This is a genomic window from Prauserella aidingensis, from assembly GCF_024171865.1.
GTDB classification, from domain to species: Bacteria; Actinomycetota; Actinomycetes; order Mycobacteriales; family Pseudonocardiaceae; genus Prauserella; species Prauserella aidingensis.
The window spans coordinates 17,586-37,938 of sequence record NZ_JAMTCN010000038.1 but is presented as its reverse complement, the minus strand read 5'-3'; the positions used below and the strand labels follow the sequence as shown (position 1 = coordinate 37,938).

The following is a 20,353-nucleotide window of genomic DNA, read 5'->3' as shown; positions in this document are numbered from 1 at the left end:
CATGCCTGGTTCGCCGGTCACGGCGTGACCATCGAGCGAGTGCTCACCGACAACGCCTGGTCCTACCGCAAAAACACCTGGCAACAAGCCTGCGCCGACCTGGGCATCGCCCGACGGTTCACCCGCCCCTGGCGCCCACAAACGAACGGAAAAGTCGAGCGCTACCACCGCACCCTGCTCGACGAATGGGCCTACCAACAGCCCTACCACTCCGAAAACGAACGCCAGCGCGCGTTCGGTGACTGGCTCGACTGGTACAACTTCCACCGACCCCACACCGCAATCCACGGAGCCCCACCAGCCGACCGCGTCACCAACCTCTCCGAATCACACACCTAGGGCGTGTCTGGCTGCGCGTGCCACGCTCGCGATGACGCTGCCGGACTTGCGCGACCGCCGCGCAGGTAATGCACATACCGCCTCTGCAGGTACTCACCGGCGCTCGAGATCAGCTCAACGCTGACCGGCTGCATTGAATCAACGCGCTGACTGCCTGGCCCGCGGCCACGACTTCGGCCTGGATGCACGCCGAGCGCTGACATCACAGCAGAGCAAGATGACCGCGGGTTGGCGCCGACGCGATGAGCCGCTGGGCGTCGCGACCGCACGGTCTGAGGCAATCCGATTGGCCAAGCGCATCATCGTGCTCGACGACGAGTTGGCATCGAACCGCTATGACATCACCGCCCTGGTCGAAGCTCAGGCCCTCGAGCTACTCGACCTCCCGGGCGTCGGCGCCATCACCGCTGCGATCGTCCTGACCGTGTGGTCGCACCCCGGCCGCATCCGCAGTGAGGCGGCATTTGCTCAGATCGCGGGCACCTATCCGATCCCTGCTTCGTCAGACAACGATGTCTACCGGCGCCGGGCGCGCCGTGATGCGTCAACACTCACGCGCCCCCGTCGTCCGTCACTCAGGGCGAACGGCGCCCGGTGGGTAGTCGAGGAGTGTTTCCTCGATCTTGTTCCAGGAGGCACGTAGCTGCGCCAACCTGGCTGGCTGCGCCTTCGAGAGGTCGGCCTCCTCACGCAGGTCCGAGGAGAGGTTGAACAACCTCTCCTCGATCACCTGACGCTCGACGTCGATGGAGACCCAGTACTTCCACCGCCCGCGTCGTATCGCGCCTTGGTCCACAACCCGCCAGAACACATCGCCCTCTGGGTCCCGGCCGGAACCCCAGAGGTAGTCACTCAGGTCGCGGCCGTCCATGGGGTAATCGGGATGGGGCGCGACATCGGCGGCCGCGAGCAGGGTGGGAGTCCAGTCCATGGAGGTGACCGGGAGGTCGGAGACCTGATGACCCTTCACGACCGCCGGCCACCGCAGGATCGTGGGGACCCGGATCCCTCCCTCCAGGGCGTCCTGCTTGGCGCCCCGTAGCGGCCACTGGTAGGAGAATCGCTCCCCGCCGTTGTCGCTCTTGAACACGACGATGGTGTTCCTCTCCTGTCCGCTGGTACGCAACGCATGGAGCACCCTGCCGATGGAGGCGTCCAGGTTTTCCACCATCTCCACGTACTTCGCCACCGAGCCGCCGTCGTGGTGGAGCAGCGCTCGCCACTCGCCGGACCGCGTCCGCGCGGTGAGTTCATCGCCGATAGCCCGGTCGTCTGGGCCCTCCCAGGGCCAGTGAGGGGTCGTGTAGTTGAGATTGAGCAACCAGGGCTTCGCGTGGCTCCGCCCGATGTACTCCACGGTGCGCTCGGTGAGGATGTCTGTGTAGTAGCGGAGGTCTTCGTAGGGCACGTCGTCCTCGTGCAGGTCATAGTTTCCAATGGGGTTGACCTTGGTGAAGTAGTCCACGCTGCCGCTGAAGGTGCCCATCCACTCGTCCCAGCCGGATTTCAGTGGGCTGAACCAAGGCAGTTCGCCGCAGTGCCACTTGCCGAACAGTGCCGTGGCGTATCCGGCGTCGTGCAGCAGGGACGCGAGGGTCGGGTGTTCCGGGGGTAGCCCGTTGGATTCGGTCGGCGGGCCGCTGATCGGCTCGGCCAATCCGCCGACCAGACGACCCGGATATCTGCCGGTATAGGTGGCGATGCGGGTCGGTGAGCACGTCGACGATGCCGAGTATCCGTCGGTGAACCGGACCCCTTTCGCCGCGAGCCGGTCGAGGTTCGGTGTGGAGAGGTGCGGTGCTCCATAACTGGACAGATCAGCCCACCCTAGGTCGTCCGCCATGATGAACAGGATGTTGGGCCGCTGTCCGTCACCAGGACGTCCGGCCGCCCGGAAGGGCTTCTCGGCCGGAGCAGCCCCTGCCGATGCCGGCACCGCGCTGGCGGCTGCTGCACCGACCAGTCCGACGAAGGACCGGCGCGCCAGCCCCCAGTGGTTCGGGAGTCGGAGCTGGACGCCGAGTCGTCGGTGTCGCCATCCGTGCGCCGATGGGTGTTCGGCGTGGTCGTGCTCATCCGGGCATGAAGGTCGCTGCTTTTTCGGAACTCGTTCTCCAACCGCAGCCGACGGGCCTCTTCTTCCAGCTTGCTCAACCGCGCTCGCTCCGCAGGGAGCATCTCGGGCTCGGGGTTGTCACGCCGCTAGGAGTTGCCAGGGTCTTTTGGGTGTGCGAGATCGCCCGACAGGTCGGACGCGTCCCGTCGACGGTCTCTCGTGAGCTGCGCCGCAATGCCGTTACCAGCGACCGGCCAGCGGGACTATCGGGCCGGGGTGGCGCAGTGGAAGGCCCGACAGGCCGCGAAGCGACCGCAGGACGCCAAGCTAGCCACCAATCCACGGCTGCGGGCCTACGTCGAGCAGAAGCTGGCCGGCGATGTCACCGACGCCGATGGCCATCCGGTCGCCGGCCCGAACGTTTCCGTGGGTGGGGCGTCATGGCGGGCGCCGGCAGGACCGACGGGGGGCGTGGCGTGGCATGGAGGCCAGAACAGATCAGCAACCGGCTCAAGGTCGACTTCCCCGAGGGGGAATCGATGAGGATCTCCCACGAGAAGATCGTAGCTCCGGCGCTTGAATTTTTGTCAAGCAAGTTGACCTATCGGCGGTGACGTAGGTAAGTTGCGCCGTAGAGCGCGTGATGCGCGACACAGCCCAGCCGGAGGTCATAGTGATCTTGGTTACGATTCTGTCCACTGCGCCCGCCGGCAGAGGCGAGGAGTTGGCCGCTGCATGGCTGCACGCCGCCGAGCAGACCCTCGCGCGGGATCCGGGCTGCAAGAGTTTCAGTGTTGCCCGCAGCCACGACGATCAGGACCAGGTGGTGGCCAGCGAGATCTACGAGTCGAAAGCGGCACTCGACGCCCACAACTCGTCGGACCTCTCGAAGGAATTGATGCCGGGCCTGGTCCCACTCATTGCCGGGCAGCCGCAGGTGTACGTCGGTGACCTGCTCACCGCGGACGGGCCGTCATCTTCGCGGTAGGGCGCCTGACGCGCTGCTCGCCGTCCCATGACCCGACGACCGGGTTGATCGCAGTTGCGCAGTCCACGTTCCATCTGTCCGGCCGTACGTGTTCGAACGTCGCCGCCGGCGCGAGGCATTCAAGAGTCTGGAGAACAGCATGGGTAAGTACGACGTCGGCGGCGTGAGTCTCGACCGGCCTTTCAAGGTGCGCCGACTGGGCCACGTGGGTCTGTTCCTCGACGATCTCCCCGCTGCCCGCCGCTTCTACAGCGACGACCTGGGGTTCGGGGTCACCGACGTGTTGTCCTTTACTCCCGGGGAGACGCAGGGCTACTTCATGTCCAACAACGCCGACCACCACGCGGTGGTGTGCATCGACGGCGCGGTGGGACGGATGGGCGGCGACGCCTACGACAACGGTTTGACGGTCAACCAGATCAGTTTCCAGGTGAATTCACTGGAGGAGGTCGTGAACGGCCACAAGTTCTTGGTCGAGCACGACATCCCCATCTGGCGGATCGGCCGGGACTCCCCCGGGAGCAACTGGGCCTGCTACGGGATCGATCCCGACGGGTTCGCCGTCGAGTTCTACTACGGGATGGAGCAGATCGGGTGGAACGGCCGCAGCAAGCCGTACCCCCTGCGGTGCGACGCCCTCGATGAGCCGCCGACGCTGCCGCAGCCCTCGGAGGCCGATGAGGTCCTCGCGGGCGAGAGCCGCGAGGTCGACATGTCCTCGGGCCACAGCTGGCTGCGCCCCAGCGATGCGGCCTACACGCTCGGCGGTGTCCACTCGCCGCTGCCCCATCGGATCAGCCGAGTGGGGCCGGTCCACCTCTTCGTCAAGGACATCGACAAGTCGATCGACTTCTACACGCGATTGCTCGGCCTCGAGCTGACCGAGACCGCCGAGTATGCGGGGTACCGAGCGGCCTTCCTGCGGCTGGGCTCCGACCACCACGTCGTGGGCCTGTTCGAAGCCGGCCTGCGCGAGGCGCTTGGCTACAGTCAGGCGACCCTCCTCGCGCACCTCGGTTTCGAGGTCTCGACCTACCGCCAGCTGCGCGACGCCAGCGCCTACCTCACGGCGAAGGGCTGGGCGGAGGCTCCGCCCGTTCCCCGCGACCTGCTGCCCGGGATCGGATACGCAAAGGCGTTCCTCGACCCGCTGGGGCACGCCGTCCTGCTGTATTTCGGCATGGAGCAGATCGGCTGGGACGGGCGTCCCCGTCCGGCGGCCGACCGGCCGGATCTGTCCGGCCCTTGGCCGGAAACCCTCGCCGACAGCGCCGGCGCGTACACGGAGCCGACGCGACAGGGCCCCTGGGCCTGACCGGGCGATTCCAGGGCCTGAGCTCTCACCCGCCGGGCCGACGTACGCCCCGGCCCCAGCCCTTCACCGACGTCCCACACGTGCCGCCCTGATCGGTCGGCGCGGAGAGGAATACGCACATGACCGCCACGCTGACGATCGACATTCCCGCGGGAGAAGACTTCCTATCGCGCGAGGAGCTCGACAGCCTGACGCCCGCGATCCTGCGCCAGCGTCTCGAAGCGCTGAAACCGCTGATCGCCGAGCGCGCGCGCTCGGTGGAGGAGAATCGGCGGCCCGACCCCGAGGTGTGGGCCGCGCTCCGCAAGACGGGCGTCTTCTACATGTTCATCCCCAAGGCCTTGGGCGGCCTGGAGATGACCTTCGAGGACCTCGTCGACGTGATACTCCCCGTGGCGGAGGCCTGCGCCTCGACCGCCTGGGCGACCTGCTTCTCGATCGAGCACAACCTTATGTTCCTCAGGGCGTTCCCCGCCGAGACGGTGCGCAGGGTCTACGAGAAGACGCCCTACATCATCGCTCCGGGTGCGCAATCCCCCCCGGCGACGGTCAGACCGGTCGAGGGCGGGTACGTCATCGACGCCCACTGGAAGTGGGGATCTGGGGTGATGAACAGCGACTGGGTGATGGGGTCGGGTCTGCTGCATAAGGAGGACGGGCCCCCCGAGACGCTCCTGATGCTGCTGCCGTCGCGAGACGTCACCGTCCTGGATGCCTGGTACATGCAGGGGATGGCCGGCACCGGCAGCAACGATATGGTCGTGAAGGACTACTTCATCCCCGATGAGTGCGTGTCCAGTGGGCCCCGCGGTGCCGGAGGCGTCGGCCCCATCGAACCCGAGTTCGCCTCGCCGCTCACTGACATCCCCTTCAACACGGTGGTCGCCCTGACCACGATGCTGCCCGCCCTGGGGGCGGCGCGCGAGGCCGTCACGCTGTTCCAAGGGCGTCTGGAAGGCCGCAAGGTCACGGGCACGTCCCGGGCCTACCGTGATCGAGAGGCCCAGCACATCCGGCTGGGAAAGGCTGAGACGCTGGTCGGCGCAGCCGAGGTGCTCGTTCGTCAGGCGTCTCAGGCCATGTGGGAGGCAGCGCGTGCCGGCAGCACGGGCCTGGAGGTCCGTACGCCGATCCGCAGCCGCATCATGTATGCCTTGGAGCTCTGCCGCGAGGCGGTGTCGAGTCTCGTCCTGGCATCGGGTGCGAGCGTCCACGCGCTCGACTGCCCGATGCAGCGATATCTGCGCGACATCCACGTGATCTCCAACCACGGGCTCTACGACGCCGACCTGGTCTACGAGCAGCGCGGCCGCATCCTGCTCGGTTTCGAGCCGTCCGACATTTTCAGCTGATCATATTTCGAAGTCAGGATCGATGACATAATGGCAACTGCCTCGCTAGACCCTCAGCACTTCGTCCTCAACGTCGACCAGACACCTGAGGGGCGCGCGTACATCGACAGGGCCCGCGCGATGCGGGAGACGCTGTCGGCCCGCAGGCCCGCCACGGAGGCGCGGCGTTCGGTTCCGCCTGAGACGATCGCTGACTTCCAGGAGGCCGGCTTCTTCCGGATCGTGCGACCGGCGCGCTGGGGTGGGGACGAGGTCCCTTTCAGCACGGTGGCGCACGTCATCGCCGAACTGTCGTACGCCTGCCCCTCGAGCGCCTGGGTCTACGGGGTTCTCAGCACCCACTCGATGTTCATGTCGCTCTTCTCCGAGTCCGCGCAGCGACTGGTCTGGGGAGAGAACGACGCGACCCTGGTCAGCTCCGCCTTGATGCCGATTCCTGTCGAAGACACTCCCGACGGCGTAGTGCTGAAGGGGAAGTGGTCCTTCTCCAGTGGTAGCGAGCACGCCGACTGGGTCCTGATCGGTGCGCTGTCCCCGACCCGCGGGCCGCTCATGGCGCTGACGCCGATGTCCGCAGCGACAGTGGTGGACGACTGGTTCGTGATGGGCTTGCGCGGCACTGGTAGCCGCTCTCTGGAGTTCGACGGGACATTCATCCCGAACGAGCAGTTGGCGCGCTATGAAGATCTGCTCCTGAGTAATCGGCGGTGCGACGCCCATCCGAACAGCTTCTGGGACACGCATTGTGCCGGTGCCTTCGGTACCTACAATTTCGCGTGCGTCACCATCGGCATCGCGCGACGAGCGCTAGATCTGTCGGTCACCGCCCTCAATTCCCGGTCCATGGGCGGTCTCAAGGGCGACCTACCGACCATCCAGGTGCGATTCGCCGAGGCGGCGGCGGACATCGAGATGACCTGCACGCAGATGCTCGAGAGCTGCGACAAGTTGTACGCTTTGTGGAAGATGGGTGAGCCGCTGGGCGAGAAGCGGCTCACCCAGCACCGCAGGGACATGGCCTTGATGGTCTGGCGTCTACGTGGCGCCGTGGAGAAGTTGACGACGCTGCAGAACGGCTGGATCTATGACGGTTCGCAGATGCAGCAATTACTCCGCGACATCATCGTCGCCTCCAGTCACCGCTCGGCGAACCTGGACGACATACTGCCGGCCTACGCCCGGGCGGCAATGGTCGAAGGGGCCTGATCTGGGCCCGTGAGGGGCCCTGTCATTGGGCTGCGCTGGTGGGGGTCGTCGGTGTGTGAGGCTGCGATCGCCGTTCCCGTGCAGCGTGCGACGTGCAACCTGCAGACCGGAGGATCGAACGATGGGGGCGAATGTGTCATCGAGGGTGCCGAAGACGAACAGCACCTCCGGACCCGAGGTCGCTATGGGCACCTCGTTGATGCGGATCGTTGAATGGTGGCAGACGACGATGGAGACCAACAGTGCCCGGCACGGACTGCCGGTGCTGACTCGTTCCCAGAGCGTTCTCGCCGCGCACGTGGCGCTCGGTGAACACCGACCGGCTCGCCTAGCGGCGAAGCTCGGCGTCTCCCGTCAGGCGGTGCACAGCGTCATCAACCAGTTGGTGGACCTGAACATCCTGGTGCTTCACACCGACCCGGCCGATCGTCGAGGACGCATCGTCGACTTCTCCGTGGGCTACGCATCACTGAATGCGACCTTCCAGGCCTTGCTCCTCGGCGTGGAGGAGAAGCTTCGGGAGCGCGTCGGTGTCGAGGACTACGAAGCGTTCCGACGAGTGCTGCTGAGCGACTGGAGCGAGGTGCCGACGCTGTCGGCCGCGGACCTCGAACGGGTCTCGGCGGGCAAGGTCTGACAGCCGGACCCCGGTGGCGGGCGGCCTGACGCATGGGACGCCTGAACGCGCTTTCCCGACTATTGCTGTCCGTCACAGAGAACAGGAAGCCAGCTATGAGCAGAACAGGAAGTGAGCACATGTCCGACGACGTCTCGTACCGAAGCATCTGGACGACCCTAAAGGAGGTTCCCTTCACCCAGGCCTGGGTCGACGTCGACGGGGTCTCCACCCGCTATGTCGAGGCTGGGCCGCGGGACGCGCCTGCCGTGGTCATGGTTCACGGAACTGCGAGCAGTTGGGAGACCTTCTGCGCGAACATCGGTCCGCTGTCCCAGCACTTCCGGGTCGTGGCCTACGACGTGCTGGGGTCGGGTTTCACCGACAAACCGGACCGGCCGTACGAGATCTTCGACTACAGCGACCACCTCGGCGGGCTGATGACGGCGCTGGGCATCGAGCGGGCCTCGCTGGTGGGGGTCTCGCTGGGAGCGTGGATCAGTGCACGGTTCGCCCTCGCCCAGCCGGACCGGGTGGAGAAGATGATCTGGCTGTCGGCAGCCGGCCTCTCCCAGGGGGAGGAGGCCGACTGGGCGCTGGCGCAGAAGATCCAGCAGCAGCGCTCCGACGCGGCGGCTGCGCCCACCTGGGACGCGATCACTGCGGTGATCCGGGAGCTGGTGTTCGACGAAAAGAACGTGCTGCCCGACATCGTGGCCGTGCGCCAGGCGGTGTATGCGACGCCGGAGATGAAGCAGGGGATGAAGAACATCTTCGGATTCACGGCCAGCCGTGAACTGGTCGCCAAGAACCAGCTGAGCGTGGACGAGGGTCGCGCGATCACCACGCCGACCCTGCTCGTGGCCGCGCCGGACACGAAGGACGCCTTCCTGCACATCACCCATCGGCTGGCAGAGATCCTGCCGAACAACACTGTGGTGGACATCAAGGAGTCGGCGCACTGGCCGCACTTCGAGCAGCCGGACGAGTTCAACGAGCTGGCACTGAACTTCCTGCACTGACGAAACTGCACGCCGTCCGGGTCTTCGGCGGTGGATGGTCCGAGCTCGCCGCCTGGGCCGACCACCGCCGGTAGCCGTCATCGAGATCTTCACCGAGCAGCTATCGTCCCCCTCACAGGCTGGTGTTGCATCCAATTCCTGAACCTGCCCAAAACACGTCCCGGGCGTTCACCGCCGAGCTCATCGACCCGGAATCGCCGGCTCGATCGGCACCGTCGGCGACGCCCTGGACAACGCGCTGATGGAGTCCACCGTCGGGTTGTTCAAGACCGAAGTTACCGAGCACGAGAAGCCGACCGGACGCAACTGGTCCGGCCGTGCCGAGGTCGAGAAGGCACTCGCCGAATGGGTCCACTGAGGCAACGCGACCCGGCTCCATACCTCCATCGACGACGTCCCACCCATCGAGTACGAGGAGACCTCCAGAGCAACGAACGCGATTTTGTCTCAACCGGCTAGACACCTTCCGGTGCGCCCCGCAAGAAGTCCGCGGCGTCGGTGCGGGAGTCGCCGATGGGCGGACGTGATCGAGTTCCTGTGCGGCGTACCTCGAGCCGGTAGCAGTTGTTCACAGTTGGAAGATCCTGCTGCCGGAGGTGTGGCTGTACCGGCGTGATGTCAGTCGAGGGGACCTCCCGATGCGCACCTGGTTGATCAGCTGCATGAAGAGTGGGATCCGGTCGGCCAGGACAACATCATGTACAGCGCGTACGTGCAGTCACTGCTGTACAATGTGCTCTTCGACGACCACCGTTTCGCGGAGCCGGGAGCCCTTTCGTTCGATCACTGGTCCTTTTTCTGGGGCGGGGAGCCAAAGCACTTCCCGTACGACCAGAACAGCCTCAACGAGCACCTGTACTGGCAGATGGTGCGCAGCGGCTACGTCGGCATCGCGTGCGAGCCGAGCTGCATCTTCCAGATCTGCAACCATCCGGCGATCCTCGGCTTCCGCATGCACGACGTGCTGACCGGCGGCTCGCGGGCAGAAGAGGTCGTGACCGGCTACGAGCAGGCATGGCGCGACTTCGGTCGACTCGACCCCGGTGGCCATTACAACATGATGGTCTCCGGTGACACGCGAGCGGTGCGGCCGAACGCGCTGAAAGCGCCGTGGGTCGATGCCTGGTGCGGTTCGCTGATGAACATGTGGAACCGGGACTTCGTCTGCCAGCACTACCCACGTCAGCTCGCAGAAATCCTCGTACCCGGCGAAGACGGTGCGTTGTCGGTCGTCTTCCCGCCGCCGATGGAGGCCATGGGCCGGCAGGTCGTGAACGACACGTGCGACTTCGGCTGGGTGGCGGTGTGGGCTTCGGAGATCGGCGACGCCGACACTCTCACGGGCTTGTTGACCCACGCCTCTACAACGAGCCCTGGGACCGGTCGCACTTCGCCGAACCGTTGGTCACCGCGGTCTCCGACGCCGTCGACGTGACTCGAGCGGTCTTCGACCGCGACCAGCGCCGCCTCGTCCTAACGCTGGGCCGCCGCAGCGGCATCGCGGGCACGGGGAGATTGTGGTCAGCAACGCCCCAGGGCGAGCTTACCGTCGAGGGTCAGCCGGCCGGCCCGAACCTCGCCCGGCGCGACGGCGACCTCATGACCGTCCGCTGTCCCGAGGGTGGTGCGCACGACGTAATCCTGACGCTGGACCACTGGGACCCGTCCCGATGAGCGCGTCCCTTTTGGCCCGCCCGTGCCGGTCCTCGGACGAGATGATCGATCCCGTGAGCGGGGTGAGCATCGATCAGCGGCAGTTGGCTGAGCAGCTGTTGGCACAGGCCAAGGAGCAGGGTGTCGATCTGGTCGGCCCGGACGGGCTGTTGAACCGGCTGACGAAGAACGTGCTGGAGACGGCGCTGGAGGCCGAGATGGATGACCATCTCGGCCTCCAGCGCCGTGACCCGATGGGCCGCAACAGCGGGAACTCCCGCAACGGAACCAGGTCGAAGACGGTGCTGACGGAGATCGGCCCGATCGAGATCGCCGTGCCCCGCGACACTGACGCGTCGTTCGACCCGAAGATCGTGCGTAAGCGGCAGCGGCGGTTGGACGGGATCGACGAGATCGTGTTGTCGTTGACCGCCCGCGGGCTCACCACTGGCGAGGTCGCCGCGCACTTCGACGAGGCCTATGGGGCCAAGGTTTCCAAGGAGACGATCTCGGAGTCACCGACACGGTCGTCGACGCCCTGGTGATCAAGGTTCGTGACGGTCAGGTAGTGAACAAACTGCTGGCCGTCCCGGCTCGTGGCTCCTGTGGTCTGGACGTGCTTATGTCCGCGCTGGTGGGAATGTCTACGTCCGGTGGTCGAGCTCGACTGCCTTGTCGCGGTGAATGCGGACGGGGTGGTGGGGGAATCCCGGCGGGCGTGTGTCTGCGTCATCGGAATGTCCTGTCCAGCGGGTCTAGTTGCAGGGGACCGTTGTCGAGGGTGTGGTTCATTCGGTCTCGTTTGGTACGCAGGTAGTGGACGTTGTGCGGGGTGGGCATGGTGGGAAGGGCGACCCGGTCGACGAGGTCGAGGCCGTGGCCGTCGAGGCCGCCGTACTTGGCGGGGTTGTTGGTGATCAGGCGGATGCGGCGGATTCCGAGGTCGGCGAGGATCTGGGCGCCGATGCCGTAGCTGCGCGAGTCGACGGGCAGGTCTTGTGCGGTGTTGGCGTCGACGGTGTCCAGGCCTTGGTCCTGGAGGGAGTAGGCGCGGATCTTGTGTCCCAGGCCGATGCCGCGGCCTTCGTGGCCGCGCAGATAGACGACGGCGCCGCAGCCTTCGGCGGCGATGGCCTTGAGGGCTTGTTCGAGTTGGGCGCCGCAGTCGCAGCGCAGTGAGCCGAGGATGTCGCCGGTGAGGCACTCGCTGTGCACCCGCACCAGCGCCCCGCCCGGGCCGGTGCCGGCGGTGGTGACGTCGCCGAGGACGAGGGCGAGGTGTTCGGTGCCGTCGAGGGTGCTGCGGTAGGCGACGGCCCGGAAGTCGCCGAACTCGGTGGGCATGGTCGAGGTGGCGACCCGCTCGACGAGCCGTTCGGTGGCCCACCGGTAGCGGACGAGGTCGGCGATGGCGAGGATGGGCAGGTCGTGCTCGGCGGCGAACGTGGTCAGGTCCGCGCCGGTGCGCATCGATCCGTCCTCGGCGACGATCTCGCTGATCACTCCGACGCTGGAGAGCCCGGCCAGGGTCAGCAGGTCGACGGTGGCCTCGGTGTGTCCGGTACGGACGAGGACCCCGCTGTCGCGGGCGCGCAGCGGGAAGACGTGCCCGGGTCGGCGCAGCTCCTGGGGTGTGAGCGCGGGATCGGCCAGGGCGCGGACGGTGGCCGCGCGCGCGGCAGCCGACACCCCGGTGCCGGTGCCGGCGAGGTCGACGCTGACGGTGAATGCGGTGCCGTGGACGTCGGTGTTGTCGGTGACCATCGGCGGTAGCCGGAGGTCTTCGGCCCGGGAGACGGGCATGGGTGTGCAGACGATGCCGGTGCTGTGCCGCACCAGGAAGGCCATTTGTGCCTCGGTGACGAACTCCGCCGCCATGATGAGGTCGCCCTCGTTCTCCCGGTCGGCGTCGTCGGTCACTACGACCATGCGGCCGGCCGCCAGCGCCGCCAGCGCCGTCCCCACCGTCTCGGTCGGCGTCACGCGGCTCACACCGACTCCGCCTCGAGTGCGGTGTGGGTGCCAAAGACTCGGCCGTGGTAGGTGAGTGGCGGGCCGGGGATCGTGTCGGCTGCGCGCACGAGGCCGAGGACGACGACGTGGTCACCGCCTTCGACGAAGGTGGTCACGTCGCAGGCGAGGAAGCCGCCCGCTCCCGGCAATCGGGGGACGCCGCCCTCGACGTCCCAGCCGACGTCGGCGAACTTGTCCGCCCCTCCTTTGCGGGCGAACTTCAGCGCGAGTGTCGATTGGCCGCTGCTGAGGACGTTGAGCCCGACACGGCCCGACTCGCGGACCGTGGCCAGCAACTCCGACGAGCGGTCCAGGGAGACCAGCACCATCGGGGGCTCCATGGACTGCGAGGCGAACGCGCTGACCGTGGTGCCGTGCGGCCGTCCGTCGGCCATGGCCGTGACGACGGAGACCGGGGTGCAGACACCGGCCATGACCTCGCGGAAAGCGGTCTGCAAATCCTGGGACGCGACGCCCTCGGGCGGGGTGGCGGACTGGGTCATGCTGACCTCCGGAGAAAGAGCGGTGACCTTTGCTACAGCTGATCGAGGCCCGGACGGCCTATCGACCGGTGTGTGCAGTAGTTCACGTCGAACCCAGATATTTGTCAAGCCCCTTGACGGACTGAGGTCAGGCCAGGACGGGACGGTGTCCGGCGATCCGGGCGATCGTGGTCACTACCGGTCCCCGCTCGGCGAGCCTGGATGGCGTCCCGTCGAACCCCCCCAGTCCGCCCTATGCCGTAGAGACCTGACAGAGGATCCGGGGCTGGGGACGGCGAGACCGCGATGTGACGGTCTTTCTGCTTGGCCGGTGCACCTGCACGACGACGTCGAACCCGTCGGCGTCCTGCTCGAGCTGCTTCGGGGCCCCGATGCATAGCGACGCCTCATCCAGGCCGGCGTCCCCACTCCGGGACCTCGGCTGGCCGAGGCCGACTACACCGAGGTGCTGGTGGCCAGGGCCGCGGCGGACGGTCAGGACCTGCAGCTGGTGCTGCTGCACCCGGCGCTGCGCCGCTGCGGACGGCGCTCCACTCGACGGTCTCCGCCCGAGTCGGGCGTACACGATCCGGGGCGGCGTCGACCAGGACGTCGTCGCGGAGTCTTCGGGTCAGGGCCGTGCTCGAGGTCGATCTCGGGTTGCGCACCGAGGTATCGGTCGCACCGTGCTCGTGAGATCGTCCGCGTCCGCGGACATCCTCGCCGTCGCGGCCGGCGCTGGTCGTCGGGGCCGTGGGCCTGCTGTCCCCCACGCTGTACCTGGTCGCGTCCCCGGAGGCAACGGCTCCGACGCGCCCGGCGGGTATCGCCGCGTGCGTCGCGGCCCGGTCATCGCCCTGCTGCTCGTGCGCCGGGCCGACGTGACGCCCTGGCTGCTGTTCGCGGTGCTGACGGTCGGCATGCTCGTCGTCCTGTTCCCCCGAGCTCGCACTGGCCGGCTCCCACGCCGCGCTGAGGGTGTCGTCGGACACGTGTCGGCGCACCTGGGCCCGGACGCGTAGAACGCTCCGCATGCGGCAGCTCTCCTTCTGGCCGTCCAGATCGGCATGGCCGAGGTGGGCGCCTACCGAACGTTCACCAGCGGGCGTCGCTCCGGTTTCGAGCGCCCAGACGGACGTAGCTCGCCCGCGGTTACAGAGGCGCAGGTGTCAGCAGTGCCCGGTCTCGGATAGGCCGGCCGCGGTCCGGGTGACACAGGTCCGGGCGATCTGCTCGGCCACGACCGCACCGGTCAACACGTCGGCGCCGACCCTGCCATATGCCCCGGGGACGGCGACCGCGTGCAGCTGGGCCTCCACGAGGGTGCGGTAGCCCTCGGTGGGGAACCGGGCCTGCCCGTCGACGTCGGCGGCACAGGGGGCGATACGCCCGGTCACGACGGAGCGGGCGCTCGCGGATCTCCTCGAGATCCTCCTGCGCGGTGGTCGCGTGCCCGGCTCTCTGCCCGTGTGGGGGTCGCGGGTGGTGGGCGCCCCGTCAGAAGCCGACGCCGCCGGCGCCCTTGAGATCCAGCAGTTCCCGGGCCTCGTCCGGTGTCGCGATCTCACGACCCAGGTCGGTGAGGAGGCGAACTACCTTCTCCACCTGCTCTGCGTTGCTCTTGGCGAGCTGGCCACGCTCGATGTACAGGCTGTCCTCGAGCCCCACCCGCACGTGACCACCCATCGTGGCGGCGTGGGAGACGAAACCCATCTGGTGGCGGCCGGTGGCGAACGCGGACAGCTGGTAGTCGTCGCCGAACAACTTGTCGGCGATCGTCACCATGTGGGTCAGGTTCGCGTGATCCGCGCCGACACCACCCAGGACTCCGAAGATGCACTGCACGAGGAAGGGCGGCTTCGCCAGGCCGCGGTCGGCGAAGTGCGCCAGGTTGTAGAGGTGTCCGACGTCGTAGCACTCGTACTCGAAGCGGGTGCCACAGCCCTCGCCCAGGTCGCGTAGCGTCCGCTCGATCTGCCGGAACGTATTGGCGAAGATCACGTCGTCCGAGCCGAGGAGGTACTCCTCCTCCCACGAGTGCTTCCAGTTCTCGAAGCCTCGCGCGGCCGGTGCGAAGTTGAAGTTCATCGACCCCATGTTGAGCGAGGCGAGTTCGGGCCGGGTCCGCAGCGCGGCGGCGAGACGTTGCTCGACCGTCATCCGGAAGCTGCCGCCGGTCGTGATGTTCACGATCGCGTCCGTGCCGACCTTGATGGTCGGCAGGAACTTCATGAAGACGTCAGGGTCGGGGGTGGGGTAGCCCGTCTCGGGGTCCCGGGCGTGCAGGTGCAGGACTGCGGCACCGGCTTCCGCCGCATGGATGGCGGAGTCGGCAATCGCCTGCGGAGTCACCGGTAGTGCCGGGGACATCGTCGGCGTGTGCACGGATCCGGTCACCGCACAGCTGACGATCGCCTTGGGGGTCTTCTTCACGGGTGTCTCCTTTGGGTTCGACGTGCTGGTCTCGAGCCTGTGCAGGACTCACTCGCCCACGATCGCTGGGATCACTGCTCCGGCTGGGCGGCCGCGGATGGGCAGCGAAAACGCCGGGTCTCGGCCGGCTGTATGCCGGGAAGGGCGGACCCCAGGCCGCCGTGGTGTTCATCCCCTGCCGAGGAAGCCGTCGCCCCCGAGCGCGGTGATTTGCTGAGGCGCGCTACTCCTGGAGCCGAGGGAAGAGGCGCACGGCATTGTCGCGGTACAGCGCGCGTCGTTGGTTCGGGTTGAGCAATCTGGTGCGCTCGAGCTGATCGAGCGTCGCCTGGATTCCCGGGACTGGCCCGAACGGCCAGTCGCTGCCGTACAGCAGTCGGTCGATCTTGGCAAGGCTGAGTAGCCCCGGGAATTGGCGTGGGAACGGGTTCCCGGCGCCGGTCTCGTAGTACAGCTTCTCGAACGTTCCGATGACGTCGATCTGGCCGGGGGCGTTTCCGCCGAGTGGGAAGACTCCGGCGAGCGCGGCGACGCGGTCGGCCAACGGAACGAGTGCTGACCCCGAATGCGGCACGATGACGCGCGCGTCCGAGTACCTCGTGAGCGTCCCGTTGAGCACCATGTCGCTCAGCGCCCGCGTCGTATCGAAATGGAACTCGATGAGCGGGCGGGGATATCCGAGGGCGGTCTGCTCCCAGCACGCCGGTGACGTGGGGTGGATGAGCACGACGGCCTTGCGCAGGTGGAGCTCCTGGAAGAGTGGGGCGAAACGGCGATCTCCGAGGTAGATCCCGTCGTAGTTGGTCTCGAGGGCTACCTCGTCAGCGCCCAATGTATCGAGCGCGCGTTCCAGTTCCGTCAGTGACGCGTCCAGGTCGGGGAGTGGCAGATTGGCGAAGAGCCCGAACCGACGCGGATGCTGCCTGACCAATTCCGCCCCGGCGTCGTTGACGAAGCGCGCCCAGCGCACGGCCTCGGGATTCGCGCCGAAGGTGACTCCCGGGGAGGAGATCGACAGCATCGACGTGCCGATTCCGAGCTGGTCCATCACGTCCAGGTGCGCTTGGACGCTCCACTCGGGCAGGGCGGGGAAGCCGTCAGGCTTGGACTCGCCATTGTCGATCAGCGCCTGCCGGTACTCGGCCGGCAGAAAGTGCGAGTGGACGTCGATCTTCGGGGTCCTGCGCGGCGGTGTGGCGCCGGCGGCGGGTGCCGTGGCGAGCTGCGCGGCTGTCAGGGTCGCAGCAACGCTGGCTGCGCCCTGGAAGAAACGTCGCCTGTCGTGGTCGCCGCGCGCTGGCGGCTGGTTCTCGTACGGGTGACCGGTCATGTCCTGACTCTCTCGGCAGTCACTCAACGGGTTCTCTTCGCTACAACGGAGGGAGCGGGTGCTAGGCGCAGCGCTGCGGCAAGCTGTGTGAGCAGCCGCGGGAGCTCCGCGACGTCGGACACGCCGCCGAAGACGTAGCCGTCCGGCCGGATGGCTTGCACGGCATGCCCCGCTGATCGAAGGAAGGGCAGCAGGACGCCGTCCAGGTCCTCGACCGCGTCGCCGCGAACGTCTGCTCCGGCGCGCACGGCGGGGACTATTCGCGCGTCGATGTCGGAGAGCAGCCGCGCGTGTTCGGCGGACAGTTCAAGACTGAGGCCGCTATTCGGCAGCCGCTCACCGTCCACCAGCAGCCGGAACCCGACGCCGGCGACGTCGTCGAATAGGCCGTCGGCGCCATTGGCGGACCGCACTCGGCCCTGGACGGCGACCTGGCCGGCGGGCGCGAGCGGTTTCCCGGCGTCGTCGCTCTGGAGCGCGCCTGGGCCGAGAGCCGCGGGGGGAACCGGCGGCAGTGCGGTCTCCGGTCGGGCGCCGGCACCGATCAGGTGCGCGTCGCGCTGGGCGACCTTCTCCGGATCGGTCTCGCAGATCACCTTGCCGAGCTCGACGGACATCTGGATCGCGTGCTGAACGTGCGCGGACCGTTCGGTGACGTAGGTGTCGAGCAGGTCCGGTGCGGCCACGTCGCGGAGGGCGAGATCGAGTTTCCAGGCCAGGTTCGCCGCGTCCCGGATGCCGCTGCACATGCCCTGCCCGCGGAAGGGGGGCATGAGGTGGGCTGCGTCTCCGGCGATGAGCAGCCGACCGTCCCGCCAGTCGTCCACCCAGCGCGCGTGGAAGGTGTAGACGGCGCGTTTCTCCAGGGTCGCGTTCTCCGGGGTGATCCCGGAGGCGGCCAGCAGTCGCCAGGCGGTCTCGTCGCTGTCGAACTCCTCGGCGATGTCGCCGGGCATTCGCATGAACTCCCAACGCCTGCGGCCCGGGCCGCCGGAGACCATCGTCGTTGGCCGAGCCGGGTCGCAGAGCTGGAGGTTCGTCGGTGACCAGCAGCGCTGCTCGCGCGGCAGCACGTCACAGATGAGCCAGTCGTGGAAGAACCCGAGGTCGGTCACGGCGGTGTTCATCCGCTGCCGGACGAAGCTGTTCGCGCCGTCGCACCCGACCACATAGGCCGCTCGCAGGATCTTCCGCTTCAGCAGCGAGTCGCACACCGTGACGTCGACCCCGGCGTCGTCCGGCTGCAGCTGGACGGCCTCGGTCGATCGGAAGACCGTGACGTTCGGCAGGGCGGCCACGCGTTGGCAGAGCACGTCCTCGAGGCGCGGCTGCGTGACCATGTTGGACTCGGGCCACCCGGAGTCGCCGCGGTCGCTGAAGTCGAAACGGAGAAGGGTCTCGCCAGCGACATTGCGCCATTCGTAGTCGGAGGCGACGTCGCGCACGTCGACGAACCGGTCCGCGATTCCGGCCGAGGCCAGGACCCGGGCGATCTCGTCGTCGAACACGACGGCGCGGGGCTTGGGGTAGATCCCCTCGTACCGCTCCACCACCGCGACCCGGTGTCCTTGCTGGCCGAGCAGGATGGCCAGCACCTGCCCGACGGGGCCAAAACCGACGACCGCGACGTCGTAGTCGCCTGTGTTCTTCGGTCGTTCTTCCATGACGGTGTCCCTTGGGATGTGAATCAGCCGGCCGCGTGGGCGTCCGTCATGAGTTCGGCCAGGTCGTCCGGCTTGAGGAAGGACGGCGGCGGGGGCGGCCCCCAGCTGTAGAGGGCGCGGGCGTCGTGCCAGTCCTGCGGCGTCCAGAGCTGGTCGTCGACGATGCAGTCGATGTCGGAGTAGTACTCACTGAAGTTGCCGGCCGGGTCCTTGAGGTACCAGAAGAAGTTCGACCCGATGTGGTGCCGGCCCAGGCCCCAGACGTGCCGGGTCGGGTCCTCGGCCAGCATGGAGGTGGCACCGCGGCCGACCTCGTCGACGTCGTCGACCTGCCAGGACGTGTGGTGCAGCAGGGACACGGGCGCTGCCTGGACGAGCACGTTGTGGTGGTCGGTGGAGCAGCGCATGAATGCGGCGTGACCGGGCACCCGGTCGCTGATCTTGAAGCCGATCCCCTCGGTGAAGAACCGCTGGCTGGTGTCCTGGTCGGTGGAGCCCAGGACGACGTGGCCGAGTTTGCGCGGCCGCACCGGGTTGTCCCGTTCGACGCCGTCGGCACGGGCGTTCTGCCGGGCGACGATCCCTGGGGAGTTGTAGCTCGGCACGGTGGCCGGTGCCTGGTCGATCCGTTCGGCGATCTCCACCGTGACGCGAATTCCGGTGCCCGGGTCCACGACGGTCAACGAGGCCGCGTCGCGCTCGGGCGTCAGCTCGAGGTGGGCCAACGACGCGGCGATCCGGTCGAGGTCGTCGGGGTCGTCGACCCCGACCCCGAGCTCGACCAGCCGGCGCCGGGGAGTGCGCACCAGGCGCAACTGCTCACCACCGTCGACGGTCGAGAAGGCGACTTGCAGGTCGCCGGTGTTCAGTGCGTAGACGGCCTCGGGGCTCGCAGCGGTGCTCCTCGCCGAGGGGGTCAGGCCGAAGTCGGTGTAGTAGTCGGCGGTCTCGGACACGTTGGGCACGCCGATCGTGATGCCGGTCAGCCGGTGCAGGGGCATCGTCTGCTCCTCGTCAGTCGCGGGTCTTGTGGTCGCTGGCGGCGACGAAGCTCGTGCGGAGCTCTCCGATGCCGTCGATCCAGGTGGTGAGCGTCTCGCCGGGAGCGAGGTAACGCTTCGGGGTGCGGACCATGCCGACACCGTCGGGCGTGCCGGTCCAGATCTGGTCGCCGGGCAGCAGCGGGCACACGTGGGACAGGCGGGCGATGAGCTCGGGGATGCCGAAGATCATGTCCTTGGTGTTGCCGTCCTGCAGGACCTCCTCGCCCACGCGGCAGCCGATGCCCAGTGCGCCCGGGTCGGGAATCTCGTCGAGAGTGACCAGCGCAGGCCCAGTCGGGCCGAAGCCGGCGTAGGACTTGGCCAGGCTGAACTGCGGGGGCGTGCCGGTGAGCTGGACGACCCGCTCGGAGAGGTCCTGCCCGATCGTGACACCGGCGACGTGCTCCCAGGCCTGGTCCTCGCTGACCCGGTCGGCGCGGCGGCCGATGACGACGACCAGCTCCACCTCGTAGTCGACATTGTCGCTGGGCAGCTCCACGGTCGCGTAGGGGCCGGTCAGGCAGGTCGGGAACTTGGTGAAGACCAGCGGCGCCGGGGGCAGCGGCATCTTGGACTCCGCCGCGTGGTCGGCGTAGTTCAGGCCGATGGCGAACAGCTGACGGGGCATCGGGACCGGGGCCTGCAGCTGCCCGGGCTCGATCGGCTCGGCCGGTGCTTCGATGCCCTGCAGGGCATCGACCAGCTCGTCCCATCGTTCGAGCGCTGCCATGGTGTCGGGTCCGAAACGCCCTCCGGTGGCGTGCTCGACGTCGATGGCGCCGGTTCCGTTGGCAGGGAGCAGGACGAGCCGACCGGACACGGTGGCAAGACGCACGGGATC

General features: G+C 67.6%; 20 protein-coding genes and 2 pseudogenes. 13 read left to right on the top strand and 9 right to left on the bottom strand.

The annotated features are described in order from the left end of the window. Positions 1–339: integrase core domain-containing protein (locus LY13_RS24020; protein ID WP_253830840.1), on the top strand; the 339-nt coding region annotated here is incomplete at its 5' end. Between the two features lie 217 nt (positions 340–556). Then, on the top strand, positions 557–982 hold the full coding sequence (locus tag LY13_RS24015; protein WP_253830839.1) for a transposase: 426 nt from the start codon (positions 557–559) through the stop codon (positions 980–982). On the opposite strand, the gene LY13_RS24010 is transcribed toward LY13_RS24015, so the two are convergent. Continuing rightward, positions 911–2,275: a sulfatase-like hydrolase/transferase gene (locus LY13_RS24010; protein WP_308216392.1), complete on the bottom strand. Its 1,365-nt coding sequence runs from the start codon at positions 2,273–2,275 to the stop codon at positions 911–913. The two genes, LY13_RS24015 and LY13_RS24010, sit on opposite strands and share 72 nt — an antisense overlap. On the opposite strand from LY13_RS24010, the gene LY13_RS26225 reads away from it, so the two are divergent. The 10 genes and pseudogenes from LY13_RS26225 to LY13_RS23960 form a co-directional block, all read left to right on the top strand. Further along, positions 2,266–3,009, top strand: coding sequence for a helix-turn-helix domain-containing protein (locus LY13_RS26225; protein ID WP_443678916.1), 744 nt, complete (start codon positions 2,266–2,268; stop codon positions 3,007–3,009). The two genes, LY13_RS24010 and LY13_RS26225, sit on opposite strands and share 10 nt — an antisense overlap. A gap of 59 nt (positions 3,010–3,068) precedes the next feature. After that, positions 3,069–3,383 carry a putative quinol monooxygenase gene (locus LY13_RS24000; protein ID WP_253830837.1) on the top strand — a complete coding sequence of 105 codons (315 nt, stop codon included), beginning with the start codon at positions 3,069–3,071 and terminating at the stop codon, positions 3,381–3,383. 139 nt (positions 3,384–3,522) lie between these two features. Then, entirely contained in the window at positions 3,523–4,698 is a 1,176-nt protein-coding gene (locus LY13_RS23995; RefSeq protein ID WP_253830836.1) for a VOC family protein, read from the top strand. Between the two features lie 119 nt (positions 4,699–4,817). Further along, a complete protein-coding gene (locus tag LY13_RS23990) occupies positions 4,818–6,050 on the top strand; it encodes an acyl-CoA dehydrogenase family protein (protein WP_253830835.1) in 1,233 nt (410 codons plus the stop codon). 30 nt (positions 6,051–6,080) lie between these two features. Continuing rightward, positions 6,081–7,256, top strand: coding sequence for an acyl-CoA dehydrogenase family protein (locus LY13_RS23985; protein ID WP_253830834.1), 1,176 nt, complete (start codon positions 6,081–6,083; stop codon positions 7,254–7,256). A gap of 145 nt (positions 7,257–7,401) precedes the next feature. Further along, positions 7,402–7,893, top strand: coding sequence for a MarR family winged helix-turn-helix transcriptional regulator (locus tag LY13_RS23980; RefSeq protein ID WP_253830833.1), 492 nt, complete (start codon positions 7,402–7,404; stop codon positions 7,891–7,893). Positions 7,894–7,988: 95 nt separating this feature from the next. Further along, on the top strand, positions 7,989–8,894 hold the full coding sequence (locus LY13_RS23975; RefSeq protein ID WP_253830832.1) for an alpha/beta fold hydrolase: 906 nt from the start codon (positions 7,989–7,991) through the stop codon (positions 8,892–8,894). A gap of 149 nt (positions 8,895–9,043) precedes the next feature. Continuing rightward, positions 9,044–9,321: pseudogene (locus LY13_RS23970) on the top strand (integrase core domain-containing protein); the annotation flags it as partial. A 219-nt stretch (positions 9,322–9,540) separates the two neighbouring features. Next, positions 9,541–10,329 (top strand): linalool dehydratase/isomerase domain-containing protein, encoded by a 789-nt coding sequence (locus LY13_RS23965; RefSeq protein WP_308216393.1) that lies wholly within the window; start codon positions 9,541–9,543, stop codon positions 10,327–10,329. A gap of 280 nt (positions 10,330–10,609) precedes the next feature. After that, a pseudogene (locus LY13_RS23960) lies at positions 10,610–11,124 on the top strand (transposase); the annotation flags it as partial. A 152-nt stretch (positions 11,125–11,276) separates the two neighbouring features. Here LY13_RS23960 and LY13_RS23955 read toward each other — a convergent pair. Further along, positions 11,277–12,530 carry a bifunctional 3,4-dihydroxy-2-butanone-4-phosphate synthase/GTP cyclohydrolase II gene (locus LY13_RS23955; RefSeq protein ID WP_372493890.1) on the bottom strand — a complete coding sequence of 418 codons (1,254 nt, stop codon included), beginning with the start codon at positions 12,528–12,530 and terminating at the stop codon, positions 11,277–11,279. A 5-nt stretch (positions 12,531–12,535) separates the two neighbouring features. After that, positions 12,536–13,063 (bottom strand): flavin reductase family protein, encoded by a 528-nt coding sequence (locus LY13_RS23950; RefSeq protein ID WP_253830830.1) that lies wholly within the window; start codon positions 13,061–13,063, stop codon positions 12,536–12,538. 812 nt (positions 13,064–13,875) lie between these two features. On the opposite strand from LY13_RS23950, the gene LY13_RS23945 reads away from it, so the two are divergent. Next, entirely contained in the window at positions 13,876–14,064 is a 189-nt protein-coding gene (locus LY13_RS23945) for a hypothetical protein (protein WP_253830829.1), read from the top strand. Between the two features lie 147 nt (positions 14,065–14,211). Here LY13_RS23945 and LY13_RS26085 read toward each other — a convergent pair whose 3' ends face one another. The 6 genes from LY13_RS26085 to LY13_RS23915 form a co-directional block, all read right to left on the bottom strand. Then, positions 14,212–14,610, bottom strand: coding sequence for an acyl-CoA dehydrogenase family protein (locus LY13_RS26085; protein ID WP_308216390.1), 399 nt, complete (start codon positions 14,608–14,610; stop codon positions 14,212–14,214). Beyond that, on the bottom strand, positions 14,540–15,475 hold the full coding sequence (kce, locus tag LY13_RS23935) for a 3,5-dioxohexanoate:acetyl-CoA acetone transferase (RefSeq protein WP_253830827.1): 936 nt from the start codon (positions 15,473–15,475) through the stop codon (positions 14,540–14,542). The genes LY13_RS26085 and kce overlap by 71 nt, the downstream gene beginning before the upstream one ends. Before the next feature lie 223 nt (positions 15,476–15,698). Beyond that, the gene (locus LY13_RS23930; protein WP_253830826.1) at positions 15,699–16,805 is read right to left on the bottom strand and encodes an amidohydrolase family protein; all 1,107 of its coding nucleotides are present in this window, start codon (positions 16,803–16,805) and stop codon (positions 15,699–15,701) included. A gap of 23 nt (positions 16,806–16,828) precedes the next feature. Next, positions 16,829–18,469 carry a bifunctional 3-(3-hydroxy-phenyl)propionate/3-hydroxycinnamic acid hydroxylase MhpA gene (mhpA, locus tag LY13_RS23925; protein ID WP_253830825.1) on the bottom strand — a complete coding sequence of 547 codons (1,641 nt, stop codon included), beginning with the start codon at positions 18,467–18,469 and terminating at the stop codon, positions 16,829–16,831. 23 nt (positions 18,470–18,492) lie between these two features. After that, the gene (locus LY13_RS23920; RefSeq protein WP_253830824.1) at positions 18,493–19,470 is read right to left on the bottom strand and encodes a VOC family protein; all 978 of its coding nucleotides are present in this window, start codon (positions 19,468–19,470) and stop codon (positions 18,493–18,495) included. A 13-nt stretch (positions 19,471–19,483) separates the two neighbouring features. Further along, positions 19,484–20,347, bottom strand: a complete 864-nt coding sequence (locus tag LY13_RS23915) for a fumarylacetoacetate hydrolase family protein (RefSeq protein ID WP_253830823.1) — start codon at positions 20,345–20,347, stop codon at positions 19,484–19,486. Positions 20,348–20,353: the final 6 nt, after the last annotated feature.

Bases quoted from the DNA above. Each gene is read 5' to 3' on its own strand.
- LY13_RS24015 (WP_253830839.1), top strand. From the start codon at position 557: ATGACCGCGGGTTGGCGCCGACGCGATGAGCCGCTGGGCGTCGCGACC.
- LY13_RS26225 (WP_443678916.1), top strand. From the start codon at position 2,266: ATGCCGGCACCGCGCTGGCGGCTGCTGCACCGACCAGTCCGACGAAGG.
- LY13_RS23995 (WP_253830836.1), top strand. From the start codon at position 3,523: ATGGGTAAGTACGACGTCGGCGGCGTGAGTCTCGACCGGCCTTTCAAG.
- LY13_RS23990 (WP_253830835.1), top strand. From the start codon at position 4,818: ATGACCGCCACGCTGACGATCGACATTCCCGCGGGAGAAGACTTCCTA.
- LY13_RS23985 (WP_253830834.1), top strand. From the start codon at position 6,081: ATGGCAACTGCCTCGCTAGACCCTCAGCACTTCGTCCTCAACGTCGAC.
- LY13_RS23975 (WP_253830832.1), top strand. From the start codon at position 7,989: ATGAGCAGAACAGGAAGTGAGCACATGTCCGACGACGTCTCGTACCGA.
- LY13_RS23950 (WP_253830830.1), bottom strand. From the start codon at position 13,063: ATGACCCAGTCCGCCACCCCGCCCGAGGGCGTCGCGTCCCAGGATTTG.
- LY13_RS23930 (WP_253830826.1), bottom strand. From the start codon at position 16,805: ATGACCGGTCACCCGTACGAGAACCAGCCGCCAGCGCGCGGCGACCAC.
- mhpA (WP_253830825.1), bottom strand. From the start codon at position 18,469: ATGGAAGAACGACCGAAGAACACAGGCGACTACGACGTCGCGGTCGTC.
- LY13_RS23920 (WP_253830824.1), bottom strand. From the start codon at position 19,470: ATGCCCCTGCACCGGCTGACCGGCATCACGATCGGCGTGCCCAACGTG.